Source organism: Bradyrhizobium barranii subsp. barranii, assembly GCF_017565645.3.
Taxonomy (GTDB): domain Bacteria; phylum Pseudomonadota; class Alphaproteobacteria; order Rhizobiales; family Xanthobacteraceae; genus Bradyrhizobium; species Bradyrhizobium barranii.
On the sequence record NZ_CP086136.1, the window covers coordinates 9,191,912 to 9,210,110 of the forward strand.

The window sequence follows — 18,199 nt, forward strand, 5'->3', positions numbered from 1 at the left end:
CTCTCCAGGCTCCATGCTTTTGTAAGATAGAGCTTGATGGGGCTCGGCGCTGCTCAGGCAGTCCGCCAAGCCGATGGAGGCATGAGCGCTGTCACCGGATGGCTCACCGCCGCAAGACGATACCTCACCGGATCCCCAGTCGAGCCATCTGCGCTGAAGCGTGCTCCGGATCGGGGAGGGGCTGCCACGGCTGGCCAGCGGCGGTGCTTAACAAGGACTTGCAGAACACAGGAGTGAGCCTGCCGCGATGGATCACGACATTGTCGTGCCCCTCGGCGGCTCGAGCGCTCTGCCAGTGCCGATTGTAGCCGCGCTGTTCGTCGGACTTGACGTGGCAAGCGGCGAATTCGCGATCGCCCAGCGTTGCCAATTGCCAGGCATTTACCGGGCGCTTGGTATGGATGTGCACCCACATCGGCCTTGGCATCGCACCGCTGCGCAGCGCCCTGGGCTGCAGCTTGATTTCGAATAGCGTCCCCGGCTCTCCCTTCAAGGCGTGCGGTGGATCCACTGACGCCAGTTCTCCCGCTTCCCGCAACTGTTCTAGGTATTCTTGCGATGGAAACGCATAGGTCTTCGTGCAATCGCTTGTGATTGCTGCCTTTCGCGCGTTCAATGAGCTTGCCTGTCCCTGAACCTCGGACCACATCCTTGTCAGCCGGACTATTTTTTCGTGCACTTCAGGCACTTGCGCAGGCGTGAGCAGGCCCCGCCGGCGAGGCTCCTCCAGCGCGGCTACACAGGCCTCAATCTCGGAGGACTGCGTCTGCATGCGCTTGATGACGACATCCAACACGTGTTCGGCGTCCTCGGGCTTCATGTGGCGAGCTTGCGAGGCGGCGCTTTGCTGAGCCGGCAGATCGAACTGCAGCAGCTGGTCCAATCGCTCAAGTAATCCCGGCAGTGCTTTCCTGGATGGCGGAGCCATCCACATCTGGAGGTTATCGGCCGCAGCGGATGACGCGCGTGCCTGCTCCGGAGTGGCGAGTTTCTTTGTACCGAGATCCGAGAGCACGATGACCTTGCCCGCCGGGGCCGTCGCCGCATCGGGCCTAGCGAGTTGCGGCGTGGCGGGGCTGGCCGTCGAACTCCCCTCTCCTGCGGCTGCTGCGGGCCTTGCTTTGCCCGTTCTGCGCGCCGGACTGCCTCCGCCCGCTGGGCCAATATTATCCGGAAGCGCAGCCCAAGCCGGCGGTTCAATCGTGGCTTGCGTCTTTGGCTGCAATGCCAGCAGCCGCATGACTTCGTTCGCCGTCACCCACGCAGCTTCCACGATCTGGTCCAGCAACGGCAACGGAAGGTCAGTTTCCGTTGCAGTCCCCCTCAGGCTGTCAAGCATGCCGCTCAGCCCCGATGCAAATTCCGAAAGTCGTTCCATGACTCCTTCCAGAACGGCGCGATGCTCCGCTTCGAGCGCCGCTCCATCGCTGTACAGAACGGCTTGGGCCGTCGAGACGAACGCCGGAAAAACATCTCCGATGAAGGCCCCGAGCAGGCGCACCCTCCCGCTCTCATCCATGAGGGCGTCGCGCACGTCTGGTTCCAACGTGCTCGCTTGCGAGTTGACTAAAAGCTCCACGAGAGCGATCCGCGATTGCAGATACATGCACTTCGTAAAGAGCGCCCAGCCCGTATGATGCCTTAGTGCGGCATCTTCGGCCGTGCGCATGGCGGGCGTGCTGCCTGGAAGGTGGGCGGTAGCGGCACAGACTGACTGCATCCGCTCACAGCGCAGCACCTTCTTTCCCCACAACTCCATGCACGCTGCATAGTGGTTCGCAACGCTTGTAAACAGGCGGCTCAGCTGTGCAGGCGAGGCGATGTCTTTGAGGCTGTCGAGCACGCCTTGTGCTTTCTTTCTGCTCTCCTCCAGCTCGTAGATAATCTGGGTCGCCACTTCATTACATTCGTCAGCCTCCCTCACAGTGTCATCGCGGAGCCGGCGAGCCCGATCGTTTGGCAGAATTCGGCGCGCCAAATCGGGTGGCAGACTGGCGTAGTACGCCAGAACTGTTGCGCCTGCTTTGACGACCTGATCCATCAGATCTTGTCTCTCCGGCAAGTTCCGGGCATGCCCGGCCGCTCGGCGGCAAGCTTCAAGTTCCTCAAGCAGGCTGCTCAATTCTCGCTTTGCTGCCTTTATCTCCTCCCTCGTTGGCGCCGCTACGTCCGAAGTTGGCGGCGGGTTCGCAAGCGTCGCCGCTCTCACATCAGGCTCAGACCGTATCCGCCCTACGACGGCATCGAAGGACTGATCGCGTTCCCCAGGGAAGAGACCAGACTCCGGGCTCGAACGGCTCAATTCCCTAATGCTTTCGGCTCCCGCGGCCTCAAGCTCTGATGGACCAGCTCGGCCAATGCCTTTCATGCTTCATCTCCGGATAATTGAGGGTGCGCAGCCTGTCGGGATAGGCCGACTGGCTGACGACTAGCTGACCAAGAGCATTCATCCGGATGCGCAAGGAAGAAGATGCGGCCTTGTGTTCGACTTCTATCGCAGCTTCCGTGCTGCTGAAGTAACCGCGTCAGTTCCGGTGTCATCAGCTGAGACGCGAACAGGCCAGACGCCCCCTTATAGAAAACTGACAGCTATAGAAAAATGACAGTCGCGTGCACCAAGCATTCGCCTCACGTATCGTTCTTCACGGGCGATTCAACGTCTGCCCGGTTATAAATAGCTGCCGACAGAACCTTCGCTTCCATCCATTCATCTGCGCAGTTTGAAGAAGCCAAGATAGTTCACATCAATCCACACCCACCGCACACCGGCGGTCGAGACTGTCCCGATCATGGCCTAAGCTTCAATCCGCACGGGGAGAGCGGAATAGCCGTGCACGAAGTTAGATGCAATTCGCTCGGGTTCGCCGACGACCTTGATCTTCAATCCCCCATCCAAAATCTCTTCCCAGAGGACTCTCAACTGCAGTTCCGCAAGGTGTCGGCCAAGACAGCGATGGATTCCGAATCCGAACGAGAGGTGTTGCCGCACATTCTTGCGGTCGATCACGAAACTGTTGGCGTTCTCAATGACCTCTTCGTCTCTATTGCCGGAGATGTACCACATGACGACCTTGTCGCCTGTCCTGATCGGTTTTCCCCCAACGATGCTGTCTATAGCAGCAGTGCGGCGCATATGTGCGATCGGCGTCTGGTATCGAATGATCTCAGACACGGCGCTCGAGATCAACTTGGGATTGTCAGTTAGTTTCCGCAGTTCGGAGGGGTACTGGCTCATGAACAGGAGGCCGCCGGTAATCGAGTTGCGCGTGGTATCATTGCCGCCTACGATCAGTAGAATGAGGTTCCCAAGAAACTCAGTTGGCTCCATATGGCGTGTGACGGGTGAATGCGCCATCAAGGAAATCAGGTCGAGGCGTGGCTCGGCATTGATGCGCTCGTTCCAAAGCCGCGTGAAATAGTCCAGGCACTCCGACAAGATGGTGCTTCGCTTGTCCCAGCTGTCGATGGCATAGCCTGCTTTAGGAGTTGTAACAGCTGCGTCCGACCAATAGGTCAGGAGTCGCCGATCCTCAAATGGGAAGTCGAACAGCGTGGCGAGCGTTTGCGTCGTCAACTCTATGGAGACCTTGGTTACCCAATTGAAGACTTCATTACGCGGCAAGCCATCGAGAATCATCCGGACCCGAGAGCGGATCAAGGTTTCGAGCCTCGTCAGGCTTTCCGGCCCGACGATCGGACTCACCGTGTTGCGCTGCTCGGCGTGCTGGGGAGGCCCCATCTTGATGAAACTTGGGGTCCAGTGCTTATCAGGCACCTCGACAATGGTGACACCTTGCTGTGACGAAAACGCGTGGTGGTTTGTGTCGACCGCTACGATATCCCGGTATTTCGTTATTGACCAATATGGACCATGAGCGCTATTTTGACAGTAGTGAACGGGATCTTCTCTTCGCAACCGCTCGAAGCAACCCCATATGCTGTCGTCTTGAAAGCGCTTGCCCTCGCTTACATCCAGCTCGCTGAGCGGGATAATATATCCATCATCCGCTCTATGGATTTCCAATCGCCTGTTCATAACATCTCCGCAGATTTTGTTCGCGAGAGCTTACGGATCCAAACTTACGATTCACCGGTTTGAGCTGTCGTGGCGTTTGGCTGTGACAAGCTACCCGAACAGACTATCTCAAAGTGCGGCTAGCCAGCCCTACCATGTCGGGCAGTAAGGATCGCATTGACTTTCCGGCTCCATCTACTCAATGGATCGCTGAGAGCTGTCACCACCGCTGGCCTCGCCGTTTCCGGGAACGGCATCGGCGTCAACATAGTGGCTGTCGTTGCCCTGACGGCGAAGGAGCTGGTCCGGCTGCCGCGGCTAGGTCCTGTTCTTCCCAGTGACACCGTTCTGCGCCGCCCTAACAGAGGCCGCCGACGAACGTCATCGCGCTGCCCGATCGCTATCTGAGCGCTACCGCGCGAGCCCAGCGCGAAACTTCGCCTTCATTGAGGGCTCCTACAACCGAACTTGGCTTCATTCCGCTCGCATATATCGCCCCAATCGACATGGAGCTAAGAGCCACCTAACCCCGTCTACTTTTTCGGGCGAAGATCTATGAGTAATCGACTCGCTACGACTGCTTAGGCAAATCGATCCAGATATCCTGAGCACCATTTAGGAGCGTATCCTGATCTGGAACATAGATGCTATCGGAAACCGTGAGGCCATGAGCCATTGCAGCCCCAATAATTAAGAATGGGAGCTTGTGAAACTCTATCCGAGATGTCGCCGACGCGACCAGATCCTTCACGCTTGACGCTCCTCGGGCGATCTCTTCTCTTGAACGGTTGAGTGCCGTGAAGAGACAGGACAGCTCATCAAGCTCGGAACGGTTAAATCGCCTCAAGCGCGACGAAATGGGCACTCCGTTCTTGTATCTCACGGTCGGCACAAACCTTATCTCGCAATCGAGAAGCAGGTCTGCGACGGCGCGCTTTACCAGGATCGCCTGACCTATATCTTTCAGGCCGAAGTAACGTAAACGGTACGAGAGGCCCACGGAGCCACGGACTTGGTGCGGACGGCCTACGCACCGCGCTTGAAGCGTATAGGCATCCAGAACTGCCGGAGGGCCTCGACGGTTGCTGGAATGTTGCGCCAGGCGTTTTGGATGATGGGCTGCGTTCCCAGCGTGCGCCGGGCCGGGGGTAGCAAGGGTCGACCGGCGTCGTCGATGCAATGGACCAAGATCGGCCGCAGCATAAGGTGTTCGGTTCCATTCGGGGGGAGAAGCCGCGACCAGACGAGAAGCCGAAGCTTCATGACGGCGTAGAAGCCCATGCACCAGGGCTGCGGGTCGACTTCGCCGTCCGGTGATCGCACGAACAGCGGCTCGAAGCTCTCCGGTCTCGTCGACAGCGTCTCGCTGATAGCGTTGTGGCGCATCAGCGTGGCGGCGATTGCCGAGAACTCCTCGGTGTCGTGATTGAAGGCGTCGGGATCTACGCCGAGGAGCGGGCACACCCATTCCTCGGACGCCATCGAGACCGGCCCGGCGACGACCGCGGCCACCGCGCCATCGAGCATGGAGAGCGACGTCGCCCGCGGATGCCGAAGCGTCGGCGACCTGGCGCGCTTGCTGATCCATTGCCCGAGCCGTTCGAACGACATGGCATAGTCCGCCATCGTCGTCTTGCGTGCTTTTCGCGTTCCCCGCCCTTGCTTCGGCTTCGTCATGCCACGGCCCGCTTTTCGGCTTCGCGTGCGGCCTTCCAGTTCCAGGCCAGAAGTTCGTGAAGCTGGTTGGTCTTCGTGGCGCCGCTCACCATGCGATCGAGAACGTCGACGAGATACGCCTCGGGGTCGAGGCCATTCAATTTCGCTGTGTTAAGAAGCGAAGCGAGTATCGCCCAGGTCTCGCCCCCGCCTTCGTCACCACTGAACAACGAGTTCTTTTTTCCGATCGCAATTGGCCTGATCGATCGTTCGACCGTGTTGGTGTCCGGCTCGAGCCGCCCGTCATCCAGGAACGTCGTCAGGCCCTGCCAGCGTTCGAGCATGTAGTCGATCGCCTTGATGAGCGTCGAGCGGCGGGAGATCCCGTCCTTCACCGCGATCAGACGGGCCCTCAACGCCTCCATCAGCGGCTTCGTCTCGGCCTGTCGCGTCGCGCGGCGTTCCCCAGCATCGAGACCGCGGATCCTCTCCTCGATCGCGTAGACGGCCGCAATGCGCTCGATGACCTCCGCGGCGAAGGGTGAGTTCGTCGTCTTGTGCACCCTCACGAAGTTGCGGCGCGCGTGAACGAGACAATACGCCAGCTGGATCTGGCCCGACATCATCGCATCGCCCGCCAGCGAGGCGTAGGCGGCATAGCCGTCGACTTGCAGCACGCCTTCGAAGCCGGCTAACTGCGCCACGATCTCCTTTTTGCCGCGACCACCTGCGAACACGTAGGCGACCGCCGGCGGCGCCGGCCCCTTCCACGCCCGATCGTCCGTCGCGTGCGCCCAGAACTGGCAGATCCTCGTGCGGCCGCGTCCCGGATCGAGCACTGGCATCGGCGTCTCGTCGCAGAACAGCCGCTCGAAGCCGTGCATAGTCTTCAGTTGCAGATCGTAGAGGCCCCTGACCAGCCACGCCGCGCTCCCCATCCAGCGCGCCAGCGTCTGACGGTCGACGACGACACCCTGACCCGCCAGGATCTGCGTCTGGCGATAGAGCGTCGATTGCCAGGCATATTTGGCCGCGGCGATATGCGCGATCAGCGCCGTCGTTGCCATGCCGCCCTCGACGAGCCGCGCCGGTGCCGGGGCCTGGACAATCGGGCCCTCACAGGAGCGGCAGGCGTATTTTGGACGGATCGTGCGGAGCACACGCAGCCACGCGGGAACCCGATCGAGCGCTTCGCTGCTCTCCTCGCCGATCCGATGCATCTGACCCGTGCAGCACGGGCACAGCGTGGACGCCGGCTCGATCACCCGCTCGACCCGAGGCAGATGCGCCGGCAGCGCGCCGATGTTGCGCTTCGCTTTGCGCCGCTCCGGCCGCGGCGCGTCCGGTTTGTCGTCATTGGCCGGGAGCTGTGAGCCGGCGGTCCGTTCCAGATCAAACGCGATCTGTTCGGCGCAGACGATCGCCGCGCGCTCCGATCGTGCGCCGAAGATCAGGCTCTTCAACGTGGCGATCTCTGCGCGCAGATCATCGTTCTCGCCTTCGAAAGCCAGCACCATCTCGGCAAGAGCCGCAGGGTCAGAGGGGAGATCTTCGGGGCGAAGCGCCATATCGCAGAGCTACACGAACGCACTCGCAATCGCCAGCAAAACAAGACGCTTCAGGCAACCTTCGTCGGCCGCTTCGTCACCTTCGGGACCACACGCGACCACTCCGCAAGACCTTCAATCAGCATCGCCAGTTGCGCCCCCGTCACCGGCATCGTACCCTCGCGAACAGGTGGCCAGGCAAAGCCCCCATTCTCCAGCCACTTCGTCGCTAGAACCATTCCCGAGCCGTCAAAAACCAGTAGCTTCAAACGATCCGATCGCTTCGATCGGAAGACATAAACGTCACCGCTGTAGGGCTTGCCGCCTAATCCCTCCGCTACCAGCGCGACAAGGCCATGAACGCCTTTACGAAAGTCAATCGGCTGCGTCGCGACGAACACACGGACCATTGGACCGAAAGAGATCATCGCGTCGATCTCACCGCCGCCAGCACGCGCTCCAGCGTCGCGGCGTCGACGCCGACGGGCACGCGCACCGTCGCGCCCGCGATCATCACCTCGATCCGCTCGGCCGGATCCGTCAGAACATGCGCCTTATCGATCGCGTTCGGCTGCGCCTCGACGGCGGCCTCGAGCCTGACTTGCACGAACTGCGGCGCTTCGCTCGACGCGAGCCGCGCCTGGCGCCGCCACACACTGAGCAGTCCCCGGTTCACCCCGTTGCGTCGAGCCACCTCGGAAATGCTCGTCTCCGGATCGGCACTCTCGGCCACGATCCGCGCCTTCTCCGCATCGCTCCAACTGCGCCGTCGCCTCTCCCCTGTGATCACCTCGATCCGCTGATAGGAGGCGGCATCATGCCCGTCTTGATGTCTGTCTTGATGCATGGAACGAGCGTCCCTCGCGTTGTCAAATCCACGCGCGAGTCTCGCTCATCCCGTCCACCTAAACGAGGTGGGGTCGTCGTACCGCTATCGAAGTAACTGCGAGTTGGCCTCGAATAGCAGATCCAGCGGATTGCTCCAGTAACGGCTTCCTTCAAATAAGTTTCAGGCCCCCCTAAACGCAAATCACAGTCACATTGCGATACATACGTTCGATAGCCGACCGGGAACATTTCGGTGTCGCTCGACGAAATCACGGCAGTTGCTCCTGAACGTAGGGCAAGTCCAATATCATCGTCCAAATTGAAATCGTAGCTCCCACCTGGTCTAAGCTGGATCTTGTTCGGGTACACTGTGACGATCGCGACATCATTCTCCAATGCCGCTCTTCTAATCAGCTCTGCATGCCCAAGATGCAGGGCGCCGAGAGTGTGGACCGTTCCAATCGTCTGACCTGTTCTCGCGACCTCCCGGATGAACGCCTTGCCTGCGGAAAGACCTGTCAGATGCATCTTCTTACTCCGCTTTTTGAACGCCAAAATAGTGGCGCGTTCGGATCTCGGAAGGCGCGCCGCCCAGCGTCTCGTGGGCCGCGCACGCCAACGAGCACCAAAGAGGTTTTACGCCCTCTCACACCTCGACCACCGCACGAACTGTCCAAAGCTCGCGCGCACTGTTCTTGCAGCTCCGAAGCAGTCAGGTTGACCGTAACCGGCATGAGGCCCCCACCTAGCCACCCCTCGGCTTGCGCGCGATACAGCCTGGCATGAGCTGATCGGTGGAGGTGGAACGATGGCAAATGCCATGCTTGATGCCAGGCAGGAAGATGACTCCTATCGTCGCGTCGAAGTGATCACTGGGGAGCGCCGACGGCGTCGGTGGACGGGCGAGGAGAAGGCCCGGATCGTGGCGGAGAGCTTTGGGGAGGGTGCGAACATCTCCGAGGTTGCGCGGCGCAACGGCGTTTCGCGGGGGCTGCTTACGGTGTGGCGACGCCAAGTTGCGGCGGCGGTGGTGGGCAAGGCGCCGAACTTCGTGCCAATCCAAATTGGTGCCGAGAGCGGTAGCGGGACAGCCGGCGAGCCCGAGCGTATTTCGCGGCTACAGACGAAGCCTTTGGAGATCGCCGCGCCGCCGGCCAAGGTTTGCGGAGTTGTCGAGATCGAGGTGAACGGGGCGCGCATCCGGGTCGAGCCGGGCGTGGAGCTGGCGACGCTGTCGACCGTGCTGGCGGCGCTTCGGGGCATCCGGTGATTGCGCTACGCTCTGACCTCAAGGTGGTGCTGGCGACACAGCCGGTCGATTTCCGCAAGTCGGTGCATACGCTGTCGGCATTGGTGAGCGAAGCGCTGCGTGTGAACCCGTATTGTGGCGACGTCTTCGTGTTCCGCAGCAAACGCATGGACAGGGTGAAGCTTCTGGCGTGGGACGGCAGCGGCATGGTGCTGGTGACGAAGTGGTTGCACCAGGGGCACTTCACTTGGCCGCCGATCCGCGACGGCGTGGTGCATCTCAGTGCGACGCAGCTCGCGATGCTGCTCGACGGACTCGAGTGGACGCGCGTCTCACCCAAGCCTGTGAAGCAGCCGGCCGTTGTCGGCTGAGAGGAGAGGATTTCGCTGGAGCCTGTGGCGCGCGGATGTATGGTCCGTTCATGGCGATTCGCCCGGACGTTCTCCCGACTGATCCAGCCGCTCTAACCGAGATGGTGCTCGCGCTTGACGCCGAGAACGAGAAGCTGCGTGTTGCGATGCAGACGCTCAAGGAGATGATCTTCGGGAAGCGCTCGGAACGGCTTGCCACGCTCGTGGCCGAGCAACTTGCGCTTGAGCTTGACGATCTTGAGACCAGTGTCACGCCGCCTGCAGCTGCCAACGACGATGTGCCTGCGGCGAAGCCGGCCGATAAGCCGCGCAAGAAGGCGCGCCGCAACATCGGCGCGTTGCCCAAGCATCTGCCGCGCTGTGAGCAGGTCCTGGAGCCGGAGGTGACGGCCTGCCCGTGCTGCCAAGGCCAGCTTCACAAGATCGGCGAGGACGTCAGCGAGGTGTTGGACGTGATCCCGGCGATCCTGCGCGTGCTGCGCACGATCCGTCCCAAATACGGCTGCCGCGGCTGCACTGATGGCGTAGTCCAGGCGAAAGTGCTGCCGCGCCTGATTGAAGGCGGCATGGCGTCGACGGCCCTCGTGACCCACGTGGTGGTCTCGAAGTTCGCCTGGTATTTGCCGCTGTACCGGCAGGTTCAGATCCTGGCCGGCCAGGGCATCCATCTTGACCGCGCGACGCTCGCCGGTTGGGTCAAACGTGCCGCCTGGTGGCTCAGGAGCCTTTATGAGCTGCAGCTGCGGATGATTCAGGCCGCGCCGCGCGTGTTCTGCGATGAGACGCCGATGCCGGTGCTCGATCCCGGACGACATCGCCCCCGCATCTGCCAGTTCTGGGCGCATGCTATGGATGACCAGCCATGGGGTGGCCCCTCGCCGCCGGCGGTTGCCTACGTATTCGCCGACGGCCGTGGCACCAAGGAGATCGCCGGACAGTTGACGGGCTTTTCCGGCATTCTGCAGGTGGACGTGTGTGGACGCCCCACTAAATGCAAGCAAAATTTAACTTCGGAACAGGCATGTGGTCGGGTGCTGACGTGTGTCCGGCCTCGTGATGCGACCTCGACACGTCGCGGGCCCTTATGGAATGCGTGGATTGGATCCAATTCGGCTATGCGTGCTCTCTGGCACTCATCCACCTGTTGATTCTTCCAATCCCAGTCCCTGACCGATTGCCCATAATCCTCCGTTAGACCTTACCACATTCCCGACGTCTCTCGGCTTCTGGCCCTGCGTTACGCAGCGCCAGACGCTGGAGCTTGATAAGCGCCACCGCGGACCATCAAGGCCCAAGCGATACGCGCCAATTTGTTCGCTAGAGCGACCGCGATCAGCTTTGGTGGCTTCTTCAAGAGCATTCTCGCGAGCCAGGATCCTGCTGGCGGTCCATATCGTCTTGCCCATCGCACCACGGCGGTGGCACCAAGCACGAGGAGCCGTCGGAGATCTCGCCGGCCCATCCTGGAGATTTTGCCAAGCCTGTCCTTGCCTCCGGAAGAATTCTGTTTGGGCGTGAGACCAATCCAGGCCGCAAAATCACGCCCCTTGGAAAAGGTCTCCGCCGAGGGCGCCAAGGCCTCTATCGCTGTGGCGCAGATTGCCCCGATCCCCGGAATGGTCATTAAGCGAGAGGCCACCTCGTCCTGTCTCGCGCGCACTCGCAGTCCCTTCTCAAGCTCTGCAATCTGCTCCGACAGGGATTCCACGTGCTTCAAGAGAGTCTGGCAAAGGCCACGAGCGAGATCGGGCAGGTCCGGATATATTGTCAGGAGCTCATGCAATCGGGGGATATGTCTGACGCCCTGAGCCACGATCAAGCCGTATTCCGCAAGATGTCCGCGCAAAGCGTTGATCGCCTGTGTACGCTGTCGAACCAAGAGATCACGAACCTTGAATGCCATGGAAGAGGCTTGCTTCTCGGCGCTCTTGACGCCGACAAAGCGCATCGTTGGTCGAGACGCGGCTTCGGCGATCGCTTCCGCATCCGCGGCATCGTTCTTCTGACGCTTAACGAAGGGCTTCACGTAGGAGGGATGGATCAGCCGGACCTCGTGCCCAAATTTACCAATCTCCCGTCCCCAATAGTGGGCGCTGGCGCAGGCCTCCATTGCGACCACACACCTTGGCAACTTGGCGAAAAACTCGAGCAATCTGCTGCGGTTGAGCTTTTTACGCAGGATCATCCTTCCGTCCTGCCCCGCGCCGTGGACCTGAAACACGTTCTTGGCCAAATCTAAACCGATGATGCTAACCTCGTCGTCCATGGACGTCCTCCTTACCGGGTTTCAACACCCGCACTTTGGCACAATCGATGCCGTCGGGGGGCGTCCACTCCATCGGTTATGCCGCCTACAAGGCGCTGGCACGCGGTCATGGCGGCGCGATCCAGCTCGCCTTTTGTCTCGCCCATGCCCGACGCAAATTCGTCGAGGTGTACAAGACCACCCAGTCGCCATTCGCGCGCGAGGTGATTGAACGGCTGCAGGCGGTCTATGCGATCGAGGCAGTGATCCGCGGCAGTAGTGCCGAGCAGCGGCTGGCCGCCCGCCGCACCAGGAGCGCACCCTTGATGGCGGCGCTCAATGCGCGACTGACCGAGATCGTCGGCCAGCTGTTCTCCCAATCGAAGCTGACAGAGGCGATCAACTATGCGCTCAATCACTGGGACGGACTGACGCTGTTTCTCCGCGACGGCCGCGTCGAGGTCGACTCCAACACAGTCGAGCGTTCCATGCGCCCGATTGCCATGGGAAGACGCAACTCCTTGTTCAGCGGCAGCGAAGGCGGCGCCGAGAGCTGGGCCATCCTGGCGTCGATCGTGAACACCGCAAAGCTCCATGAGCTCGATCCGCAGGCCTATCTGACCGACGTGCTGGAGCGCATCGTCTCCGGGCGAACCAAGAGCCATCAACTGCACGAGTTGCTTGCCTGGCACTGGAAGGCGGCGCGCCAGCGCACCGCACAGGCCGCTGCGTGAGCCCACGTCGCCATAAAGCATCGTCATCGATGGCCGTCGCCGCGATGCCACTTGCGGAACTCCAGCGATGGCTGCAGGCTCGCGTCGATCAGCATCCTGCCGCCACCAATCTCTCCATGCTCGACGGCTACGTCGCCGCAATCGTGGCCGGACCGGTGTCGATGAGCCCACTCGACTGGATCTGCCCGCTGCTCGCCATCGATGCCGATGCCTTCAACCACGGCGGCACCCCGGAGTTTGCAGCCATATCGGCCGTCGCGCTGCGCCACAATGACATCAGCAACACCCTCTCGACCGCACCCGACAGCTTCGCGCCGATGCACCGGCGCAAACCCAGTGGAGACGTCGATCCGCGACCATGGTGCCAAGGCTTCTATGCCGCGATGCGGCTCAAGCTATCGGCGTGGGCGCCGTTGCTGGACGCCAGCAACGTCAATCGCGGCCTACTTCTGCCCATCCTGCTGCACTGTCGCGACGATCAGGGCCGTCCGCTGCTTGGACCACCACGAAGCGGTCGCGAGACCAAGAACTTTCTGCGTAACGCCCACGCCGACATTCCGGCGGCGGTCGAGGCCTTGCGGCAATACTGGATGCCGATCCGCTACGCCCGCGCTCGCTGATCACCGCGCACGTGGGAGCTCATACCGGTTACGGTTGACCCTTCTCGACCCCGTCTGATCACCGATGAGAATTCAGCCAGATAGCTTGATGGTTCGCGCGGCTGCCGCCCCTCCAGAGCGACCTGCAGTCCCCGACAATGGTCGGCGAAAAATGGTGGCTCGAAAGTGGTTATCTTAGCGCCCGAAAGTCCACCTTTACGAAACTGGCCTGGAACGGCGATATCCCACTCAGGTTCGCATCGCGCAGGGACGATTGGTTCATGCGAACGTATGCGGCTCGCGTTGCCTCCAGGTTACTTTCGGTCATATCCGCGGCGAGATATGCCTGAACGAGATTTGATCCCTCGAAATTTGCGTGATTCAATGCCATTGATTGCGGCGGATCACCGGTGATCATCGACCTGTAGAGGTAAGCTTGGGATAGGTCCGCATGCTCCAGATCGCAGTCGCGCACAAAGGCGCAGCGGCCGCGAAAACCGGTGAATTTGGCCGCTCGCATTGTGCTCTCTGTTATCGAAATGCTTTCACCTGATGCGCTAGATAGATCCGCCCCATTCAGCTGACAGGAGTGAATAGATGCACCGGTAAGCACGGCACCCACGAGGTTCGCGTCGGACAGGCCTACGGACAGAAGCCGCGCCTCGGTCAAGTCTGCCTGTTCCAGCTCCGCTCCCGCAAGATTTGATAGGTGAAGATCAGCGAATGGGGCGCTCAGGGCTCTCGCCCGAATCCGCCCGCTCACCTTTGAGAGTCTCAGATACGGAAGATGAGCGCCCTCTAAGACGAGACCATCGATCGAGATGGGACGCACGATCGATAAACAGTCTCCCTTCGACTGAAAGAACGAGCAATCCGCCAGATGCGCCTTCGTGATCGTGACCTGGCTCAGCTTTGCGAAGCGGAAGGACGCTGAAGGGAGGAAGCATTCATTGATGGTTGAGCCCTGTAATTCCGCGCCGTCGAATACAGCATCACTCGCGTCGCACTGGTAAACGAGGAGCCCGCTGAGCATCGCGTTGTCAAAGCGTGTTCTTTTCATGCTGCAACCGTGAAAAAGGCTGCCGGTTGCATCGATTACATTGCGCAGACTGGCATCATCGAAGTTGCAGACCTGCGCTGCCATCGCATGCATATAGGCAAAATCGAGCTTGGCCCCCATGAAACTTGCCCGCTCTAGCCCCGGACAGATAAGGTTCGCCTCAGAAAGATCTGCTCGATCCAACTTTGTTCCGTAGAGCTGCGCGCGATTGAGGGTACAGCGTCGCAGCGGGAAATCTGATAGGTCATGACCGCTAAGGTTCTCGGAGGATAGCTGCAAGCCAATCCCGGTCCTTCTGATTGCCTCCTCGGTTCGCCTCCTAACAGCAGCAACCGCCAGCAGCCGGTCGGCAGCCCGGCTCCAGTACCGAACGAACTCGCCATCTGATGAAAGCTTGTCTTTCGGATCTGAGTAGTGCTCTGCCCCTTCATTCACGGTGCACTCGCTATCAGCGCCGATCCTTTGCGACATGTCGAGAGTTCCGTACTGCCAGGATTACGAGGACCTCTTTGTGCTTGGCATGGACGCAGGCTGCGGGCTTTGTGGCGAACTCGCCGGGGATTTGGTGACACGACGTGTCGACGAGACTCTTATCATGTCGCTGTCCGCGGCGGCCGACGCTTGACCACGTCAGCCGAATTCTTGTCATGCGTGTCCACTGCCAATCGGTGCAATTGTCTACCACACCCACCAACCCTGATCCGTTGTTTGGCAGCGCTGATATGTCCGAAAGTGTGTTTCTTTTCGCCAGCTCTTCGACACTCCACATCACTCTCCATTAACCCGAATGCGCAACATTCTAGGTCTTTCTTCTTGTTCGGAATGGACCCGCGGCTTGCGGGCGGAACAGTGATCGTTCACCTAGCTCTGCACTCAGCCTGGCCTTACCTCATCGGCAGCAACAACCGTGCCAGCCGCATCAGTCGGAATTGTCGAGCTAAATCGGCAGCGTAATTTCCACATGGGCGCAGAATGTTCTGATTCTGACAAACACGGTCCCGCTGACAGAAACCGCATTATGGTCGCCACGCCACCTTGAAAGCAAAAATTCCGACTTCGGTTGCAGGAGGGCAAGAGCCGCAGTCCTTACGGGCACGCAATCGATCAATTGCAATTCGACACTTGCGGATCGCCGGCCTCCTGGTTAGCCAAAGCTCGCGATCGGCTAGGCCTGCTCCGCGAGCCGACGGGTCCATCTATGGGAGAACGAGTTGGGCCGATCGAAGTCGCACCCCCGTGGCTTGTTTTGCGACTAACGCTCGGCGCGCCGACGCGATCCATCGCATCAGTATTCCCAACAATGGATCTTCATGCCACGCGGCCCGGTCAGAGCCCGATGGCCGCGGCATGATCCGGCGTTAGTATCCCCAGCAGCTTCTTGAAGAGCTTTTCAAAGTCCTTCACGGGGAGCCGATGCAAGCTAGTCCAGGCAGGCTGCCCCATGCGGCTCAAGCTTACGGTAAGCGGGCCCTCCCCCGGGCTGCTTCCCCATAACCTTTCATACGGTACTGCCATGAAGCGGAGAGCGACAATGGCCCATCTCGCCAAAACTCTGCTCCGCAATAAACAACAGGCTCGCCGGCACAGACGCAATGGCCACGGGCTTTCTTCAAGCAATTGGGTCTGGTCAGCTGTTCGACAGCTAGGCTTTATAGCATAACAGCATCTTTATCCGGACTGGAGCCCGACTCGAACACAAATATCTGGACGAGAAGCATGAGCTGGATTGCCGGTCAGGGGCCTGCCGCACGCCTCAACACCGGACGTTCGAGAACCAGACCGGTGCATCTTATACAAACTGCGCCCGTCTCAGTTCCTGCTCCTGATCTGATCAACTTTTGCATGACGATATTGAAGGCCGACAAAAGGAGACCGGAATGGCCCCATTTGACAACGTCAACCCATCCGAGGCTCGGATGCATAACCTCGATCCACAACAGGAAGAGACGGCGCAAGCAGACTTTGAGCATCGGCTTGGAGAGGCTCAGCCAATCCTCGCATCATTAGCTTCACCCGCGGCTGGATCGAACCCGACGGTAACGGACGGCAACAAGAAAGCGCAAGCTATCCCTGAGAACGAACGGTGCGCGGCTGCATCGTTCGTGAGAACGCGCGGTCAGCTTGCCGCAACGTTGACTTGCGCTAACCTTGCGGAACTCAGAAGAGACATCGAACTCGCTGCGCAAAGATCAGCACAATGGCCAAGAGCGACTGGATCGTCAGCCTATCGCGTCGACAGTGACCGCGTTTACGACGACGTGTTGGCATCGTCATACACGGAGCTGCAGCGCTTTCAAAACCACGCCAGCCACTGCAGGCCACATGTGTTGGACCGTCAAAGCGCGATGGCCCATTTGCGTTCCATGGCGGCTTTGCGTTACGAGCAAGCTCCCTGGAATATCTGGGGAGGCCAACGACTAGATCTGGGCCGCGCAGCGGCAGAGCACATGAGGGGCGATACCAATTCTTCGCCTTTTGTGTCACTGTCCGAGGACGCCTCACTACTGCTCGTTTCGCCGGACGACGACAAGGAGTTTGGCGCCAAAGTCATCGCGGAAAACGCGAATGAGTTGCACACCTACACGGTGCCGAGGGTCACAACTTGGACGGCGGAAGACATCGTCAGTATTCTCGAGGATGGAACCGAAAATGATGAACCCGATCTGGCATGGGTGAGTGCTACCCCAACCGAAGAGCGTGAGGTACTATTTCTGGGTGGGAATCTGGACGACTTTCGGACGGCCAGCGCATCGAATCCGTACAAAAAGTCAGGAGCAAAAGGCTGATGACGCAGGCTCCGGAAAGGGTGATTTGCCTTTTCCGATGCTTGGAAAAGTCGAAAACAGCGTTCATGCTATAATCCTCCGGTCCGTCTGCCCGGCGAGGGGGAGCGTCAACAACGCCGGCCCTGGCTGGATCCGCTTAAATATGATGTTCTCACGAGGGCCGCGGGCAGCGCGCGGACGTAGCGAGATCATCTGGACGTTCAACCGAGAGGTATTGGCTCAGCCCCATACGACGACTGCATGAGCCGCCGATCTTCCACCTCAAAGATCGAATGGAGATCGGCGACATTCATGAGTTAGCTGAGCAACAAGTTCAGGCAACTTGATCCTTCCCTGACGAAAAGACGGCTAGAAAGAGTCTGGCAGTCCTGACGATCGAAAAGATCCGTATCATGCCCGGCGAAGCTGTCCACACGATGGAGGATCAAGTCTACGAAGCGCCCGTCTGCTCTGTGCTCTTCGTTACCAGATGAACTTTGCGCCATCCGGCACTTCGCAGATGAATTCGCCTTGATTCGCGAGTTCGGTGGTCCCGACGACAAGTTTGGAGGCTCGCACCGTCAGCTTGCCTTCGCGGCTAAGGCTATGGCGGATGTACTCGGTCACGGCATGTCCGGAGCTGTCGACCGTTTGATGAGCATTGGCGAAGCTGATGCCGCTCTGGCTGGTCACCCTGAAGGCATTGATGACCAGACCGGCCTGCGTCGCCGACGCAGGTTTGCCACCATCCGCGTTGGTACAGTGGGTCATATCGAGGATGAGCTTCACATTCTTCCCCGCTTGGAGGGCTCTGAGTACTTCAGTGTATTTCGGCGAGGGGTCGTCGGCTCTTGCCGGCGCGCTCGCGGCCGAAAGCAAGGACAACAGGATCGTTAGTCCTCGGCCAGTAACCTTCATATGCTCTTCTCCCTCGATAAGTACCGCCGATTGCGGCCTCCAAGTCGTGATGCTCGCGATGCGTTTGGCTGATTCCAGACAACAAGCGCGCTCGTACAAAGCAGCCTGTCGCAACGACGCGCAAGACGTTGTAATGGCTATTCCGACATCACAACCTCGTATGTTAGGTTTGCGGAAGTGGCTTAGCTTCCCGCGCGTCGACTAGACCGGCT

Annotated in this window: 17 protein-coding genes; 6 read left to right on the top strand and 11 right to left on the bottom strand. The window is 59.9% G+C overall.

Going from position 1 to position 18,199, the window contains the following annotated elements:
* Positions 1-124 precede the first annotated feature (124 nt).
* The 8 genes from J4G43_RS44625 to J4G43_RS44660 all read right to left on the bottom strand — a co-directional run bounded on the left by J4G43_RS44625 (position 125) and on the right by J4G43_RS44660 (position 8,574).
* Positions 125-2,368 carry a T3SS effector XopP-like protein gene (locus tag J4G43_RS44625; protein ID WP_035680466.1) on the bottom strand — a complete coding sequence of 748 codons (2,244 nt, stop codon included), beginning with the start codon at positions 2,366-2,368 and terminating at the stop codon, positions 125-127.
* Positions 2,369-2,794: 426 nt separating this feature from the next.
* A complete protein-coding gene (locus tag J4G43_RS44630) occupies positions 2,795-4,036 on the bottom strand; it encodes a cytochrome P450 (protein ID WP_011084659.1) in 1,242 nt (413 codons plus the stop codon).
* Between the two features lie 550 nt (positions 4,037-4,586).
* Positions 4,587-5,015, bottom strand: a complete 429-nt coding sequence (locus tag J4G43_RS44635) for a pantoate--beta-alanine ligase (RefSeq protein ID WP_225005494.1) — start codon at positions 5,013-5,015, stop codon at positions 4,587-4,589.
* A 26-nt stretch (positions 5,016-5,041) separates the two neighbouring features.
* Positions 5,042-5,692 (bottom strand): UPF0149 family protein, encoded by a 651-nt coding sequence (locus J4G43_RS44640; protein ID WP_063712394.1) that lies wholly within the window; start codon positions 5,690-5,692, stop codon positions 5,042-5,044.
* A complete protein-coding gene (tnpC, locus tag J4G43_RS44645; RefSeq protein WP_035681142.1) occupies positions 5,689-7,239 on the bottom strand; it encodes an IS66 family transposase in 1,551 nt (516 codons plus the stop codon). Before tnpC (J4G43_RS44645) ends, J4G43_RS44640 begins: the two co-directional genes overlap by 4 nt.
* 50 nt (positions 7,240-7,289) lie before the next feature.
* Entirely contained in the window at positions 7,290-7,646 is a 357-nt protein-coding gene (tnpB, locus tag J4G43_RS44650; protein WP_018273742.1) for an IS66 family insertion sequence element accessory protein TnpB, read from the bottom strand.
* Positions 7,643-8,065, bottom strand: a complete 423-nt coding sequence (tnpA, locus tag J4G43_RS56260; RefSeq protein ID WP_018273743.1) for an IS66-like element accessory protein TnpA — start codon at positions 8,063-8,065, stop codon at positions 7,643-7,645. Before tnpA (J4G43_RS56260) ends, tnpB (J4G43_RS44650) begins: the two co-directional genes overlap by 4 nt.
* The gene (locus J4G43_RS44660; protein WP_225005496.1) at positions 8,005-8,574 is read right to left on the bottom strand and encodes a pantoate--beta-alanine ligase; all 570 of its coding nucleotides are present in this window, start codon (positions 8,572-8,574) and stop codon (positions 8,005-8,007) included. Before J4G43_RS44660 ends, tnpA (J4G43_RS56260) begins: the two co-directional genes overlap by 61 nt.
* A 280-nt stretch (positions 8,575-8,854) precedes the next feature.
* Here J4G43_RS44660 and tnpA (J4G43_RS44665) point away from each other — a divergent pair, with 280 nt between their 5' ends.
* The 3 genes from tnpA (J4G43_RS44665) to tnpC (J4G43_RS44675) all read left to right on the top strand — a co-directional run bounded on the left by tnpA (J4G43_RS44665) (position 8,855) and on the right by tnpC (J4G43_RS44675) (position 10,814).
* A complete protein-coding gene (gene tnpA / locus J4G43_RS44665; protein ID WP_208088656.1) occupies positions 8,855-9,316 on the top strand; it encodes an IS66-like element accessory protein TnpA in 462 nt (153 codons plus the stop codon).
* The gene (gene tnpB, locus J4G43_RS44670; protein ID WP_208088553.1) at positions 9,313-9,666 is read left to right on the top strand and encodes an IS66 family insertion sequence element accessory protein TnpB; all 354 of its coding nucleotides are present in this window, start codon (positions 9,313-9,315) and stop codon (positions 9,664-9,666) included. The genes tnpA (J4G43_RS44665) and tnpB (J4G43_RS44670) overlap by 4 nt, the downstream gene beginning before the upstream one ends.
* A gap of 146 nt (positions 9,667-9,812) precedes the next feature.
* Complete coding sequence (gene tnpC / locus J4G43_RS44675; RefSeq protein ID WP_225005498.1) at positions 9,813-10,814, top strand: IS66 family transposase; 1,002 nt, start codon at positions 9,813-9,815, stop codon at positions 10,812-10,814.
* Between the two features lie 89 nt (positions 10,815-10,903).
* Here the strand turns inward: tnpC (J4G43_RS44675) and J4G43_RS44680 are convergent, their stop codons facing one another.
* Positions 10,904-11,932, bottom strand: a complete 1,029-nt coding sequence (locus J4G43_RS44680; protein WP_208088552.1) for an IS110 family RNA-guided transposase — start codon at positions 11,930-11,932, stop codon at positions 10,904-10,906.
* Between the two features lie 47 nt (positions 11,933-11,979).
* Between J4G43_RS44680 and tnpC (J4G43_RS44685) the strand changes: the two genes are divergently transcribed.
* Together tnpC (J4G43_RS44685) and J4G43_RS44690 are read left to right on the top strand one after the other, a co-directional pair.
* Complete coding sequence (gene tnpC, locus J4G43_RS44685; RefSeq protein ID WP_225005434.1) at positions 11,980-12,645, top strand: IS66 family transposase; 666 nt, start codon at positions 11,980-11,982, stop codon at positions 12,643-12,645.
* Positions 12,646-12,674: 29 nt separating this feature from the next.
* On the top strand, positions 12,675-13,265 hold the full coding sequence (locus J4G43_RS44690) for a YecA/YgfB family protein (RefSeq protein ID WP_208088551.1): 591 nt from the start codon (positions 12,675-12,677) through the stop codon (positions 13,263-13,265).
* Between the two features lie 169 nt (positions 13,266-13,434).
* Here the strand turns inward: J4G43_RS44690 and J4G43_RS44695 are convergent, their stop codons facing one another.
* Positions 13,435-14,775: a pentapeptide repeat-containing protein gene (locus tag J4G43_RS44695; protein ID WP_225005499.1), complete on the bottom strand. Its 1,341-nt coding sequence runs from the start codon at positions 14,773-14,775 to the stop codon at positions 13,435-13,437.
* Positions 14,776-16,181: 1,406 nt separating this feature from the next.
* Here J4G43_RS44695 and J4G43_RS44700 point away from each other — a divergent pair.
* Entirely contained in the window at positions 16,182-17,090 is a 909-nt protein-coding gene (locus J4G43_RS44700) for a hypothetical protein (RefSeq protein ID WP_014497924.1), read from the top strand.
* Between the two features lie 462 nt (positions 17,091-17,552).
* On the opposite strand, the gene J4G43_RS44705 is transcribed toward J4G43_RS44700, so the two are convergent.
* Positions 17,553-17,987 carry a VirK family protein gene (locus tag J4G43_RS44705; protein WP_011084653.1) on the bottom strand — a complete coding sequence of 145 codons (435 nt, stop codon included), beginning with the start codon at positions 17,985-17,987 and terminating at the stop codon, positions 17,553-17,555.
* Positions 17,988-18,199: the final 212 nt, after the last annotated feature.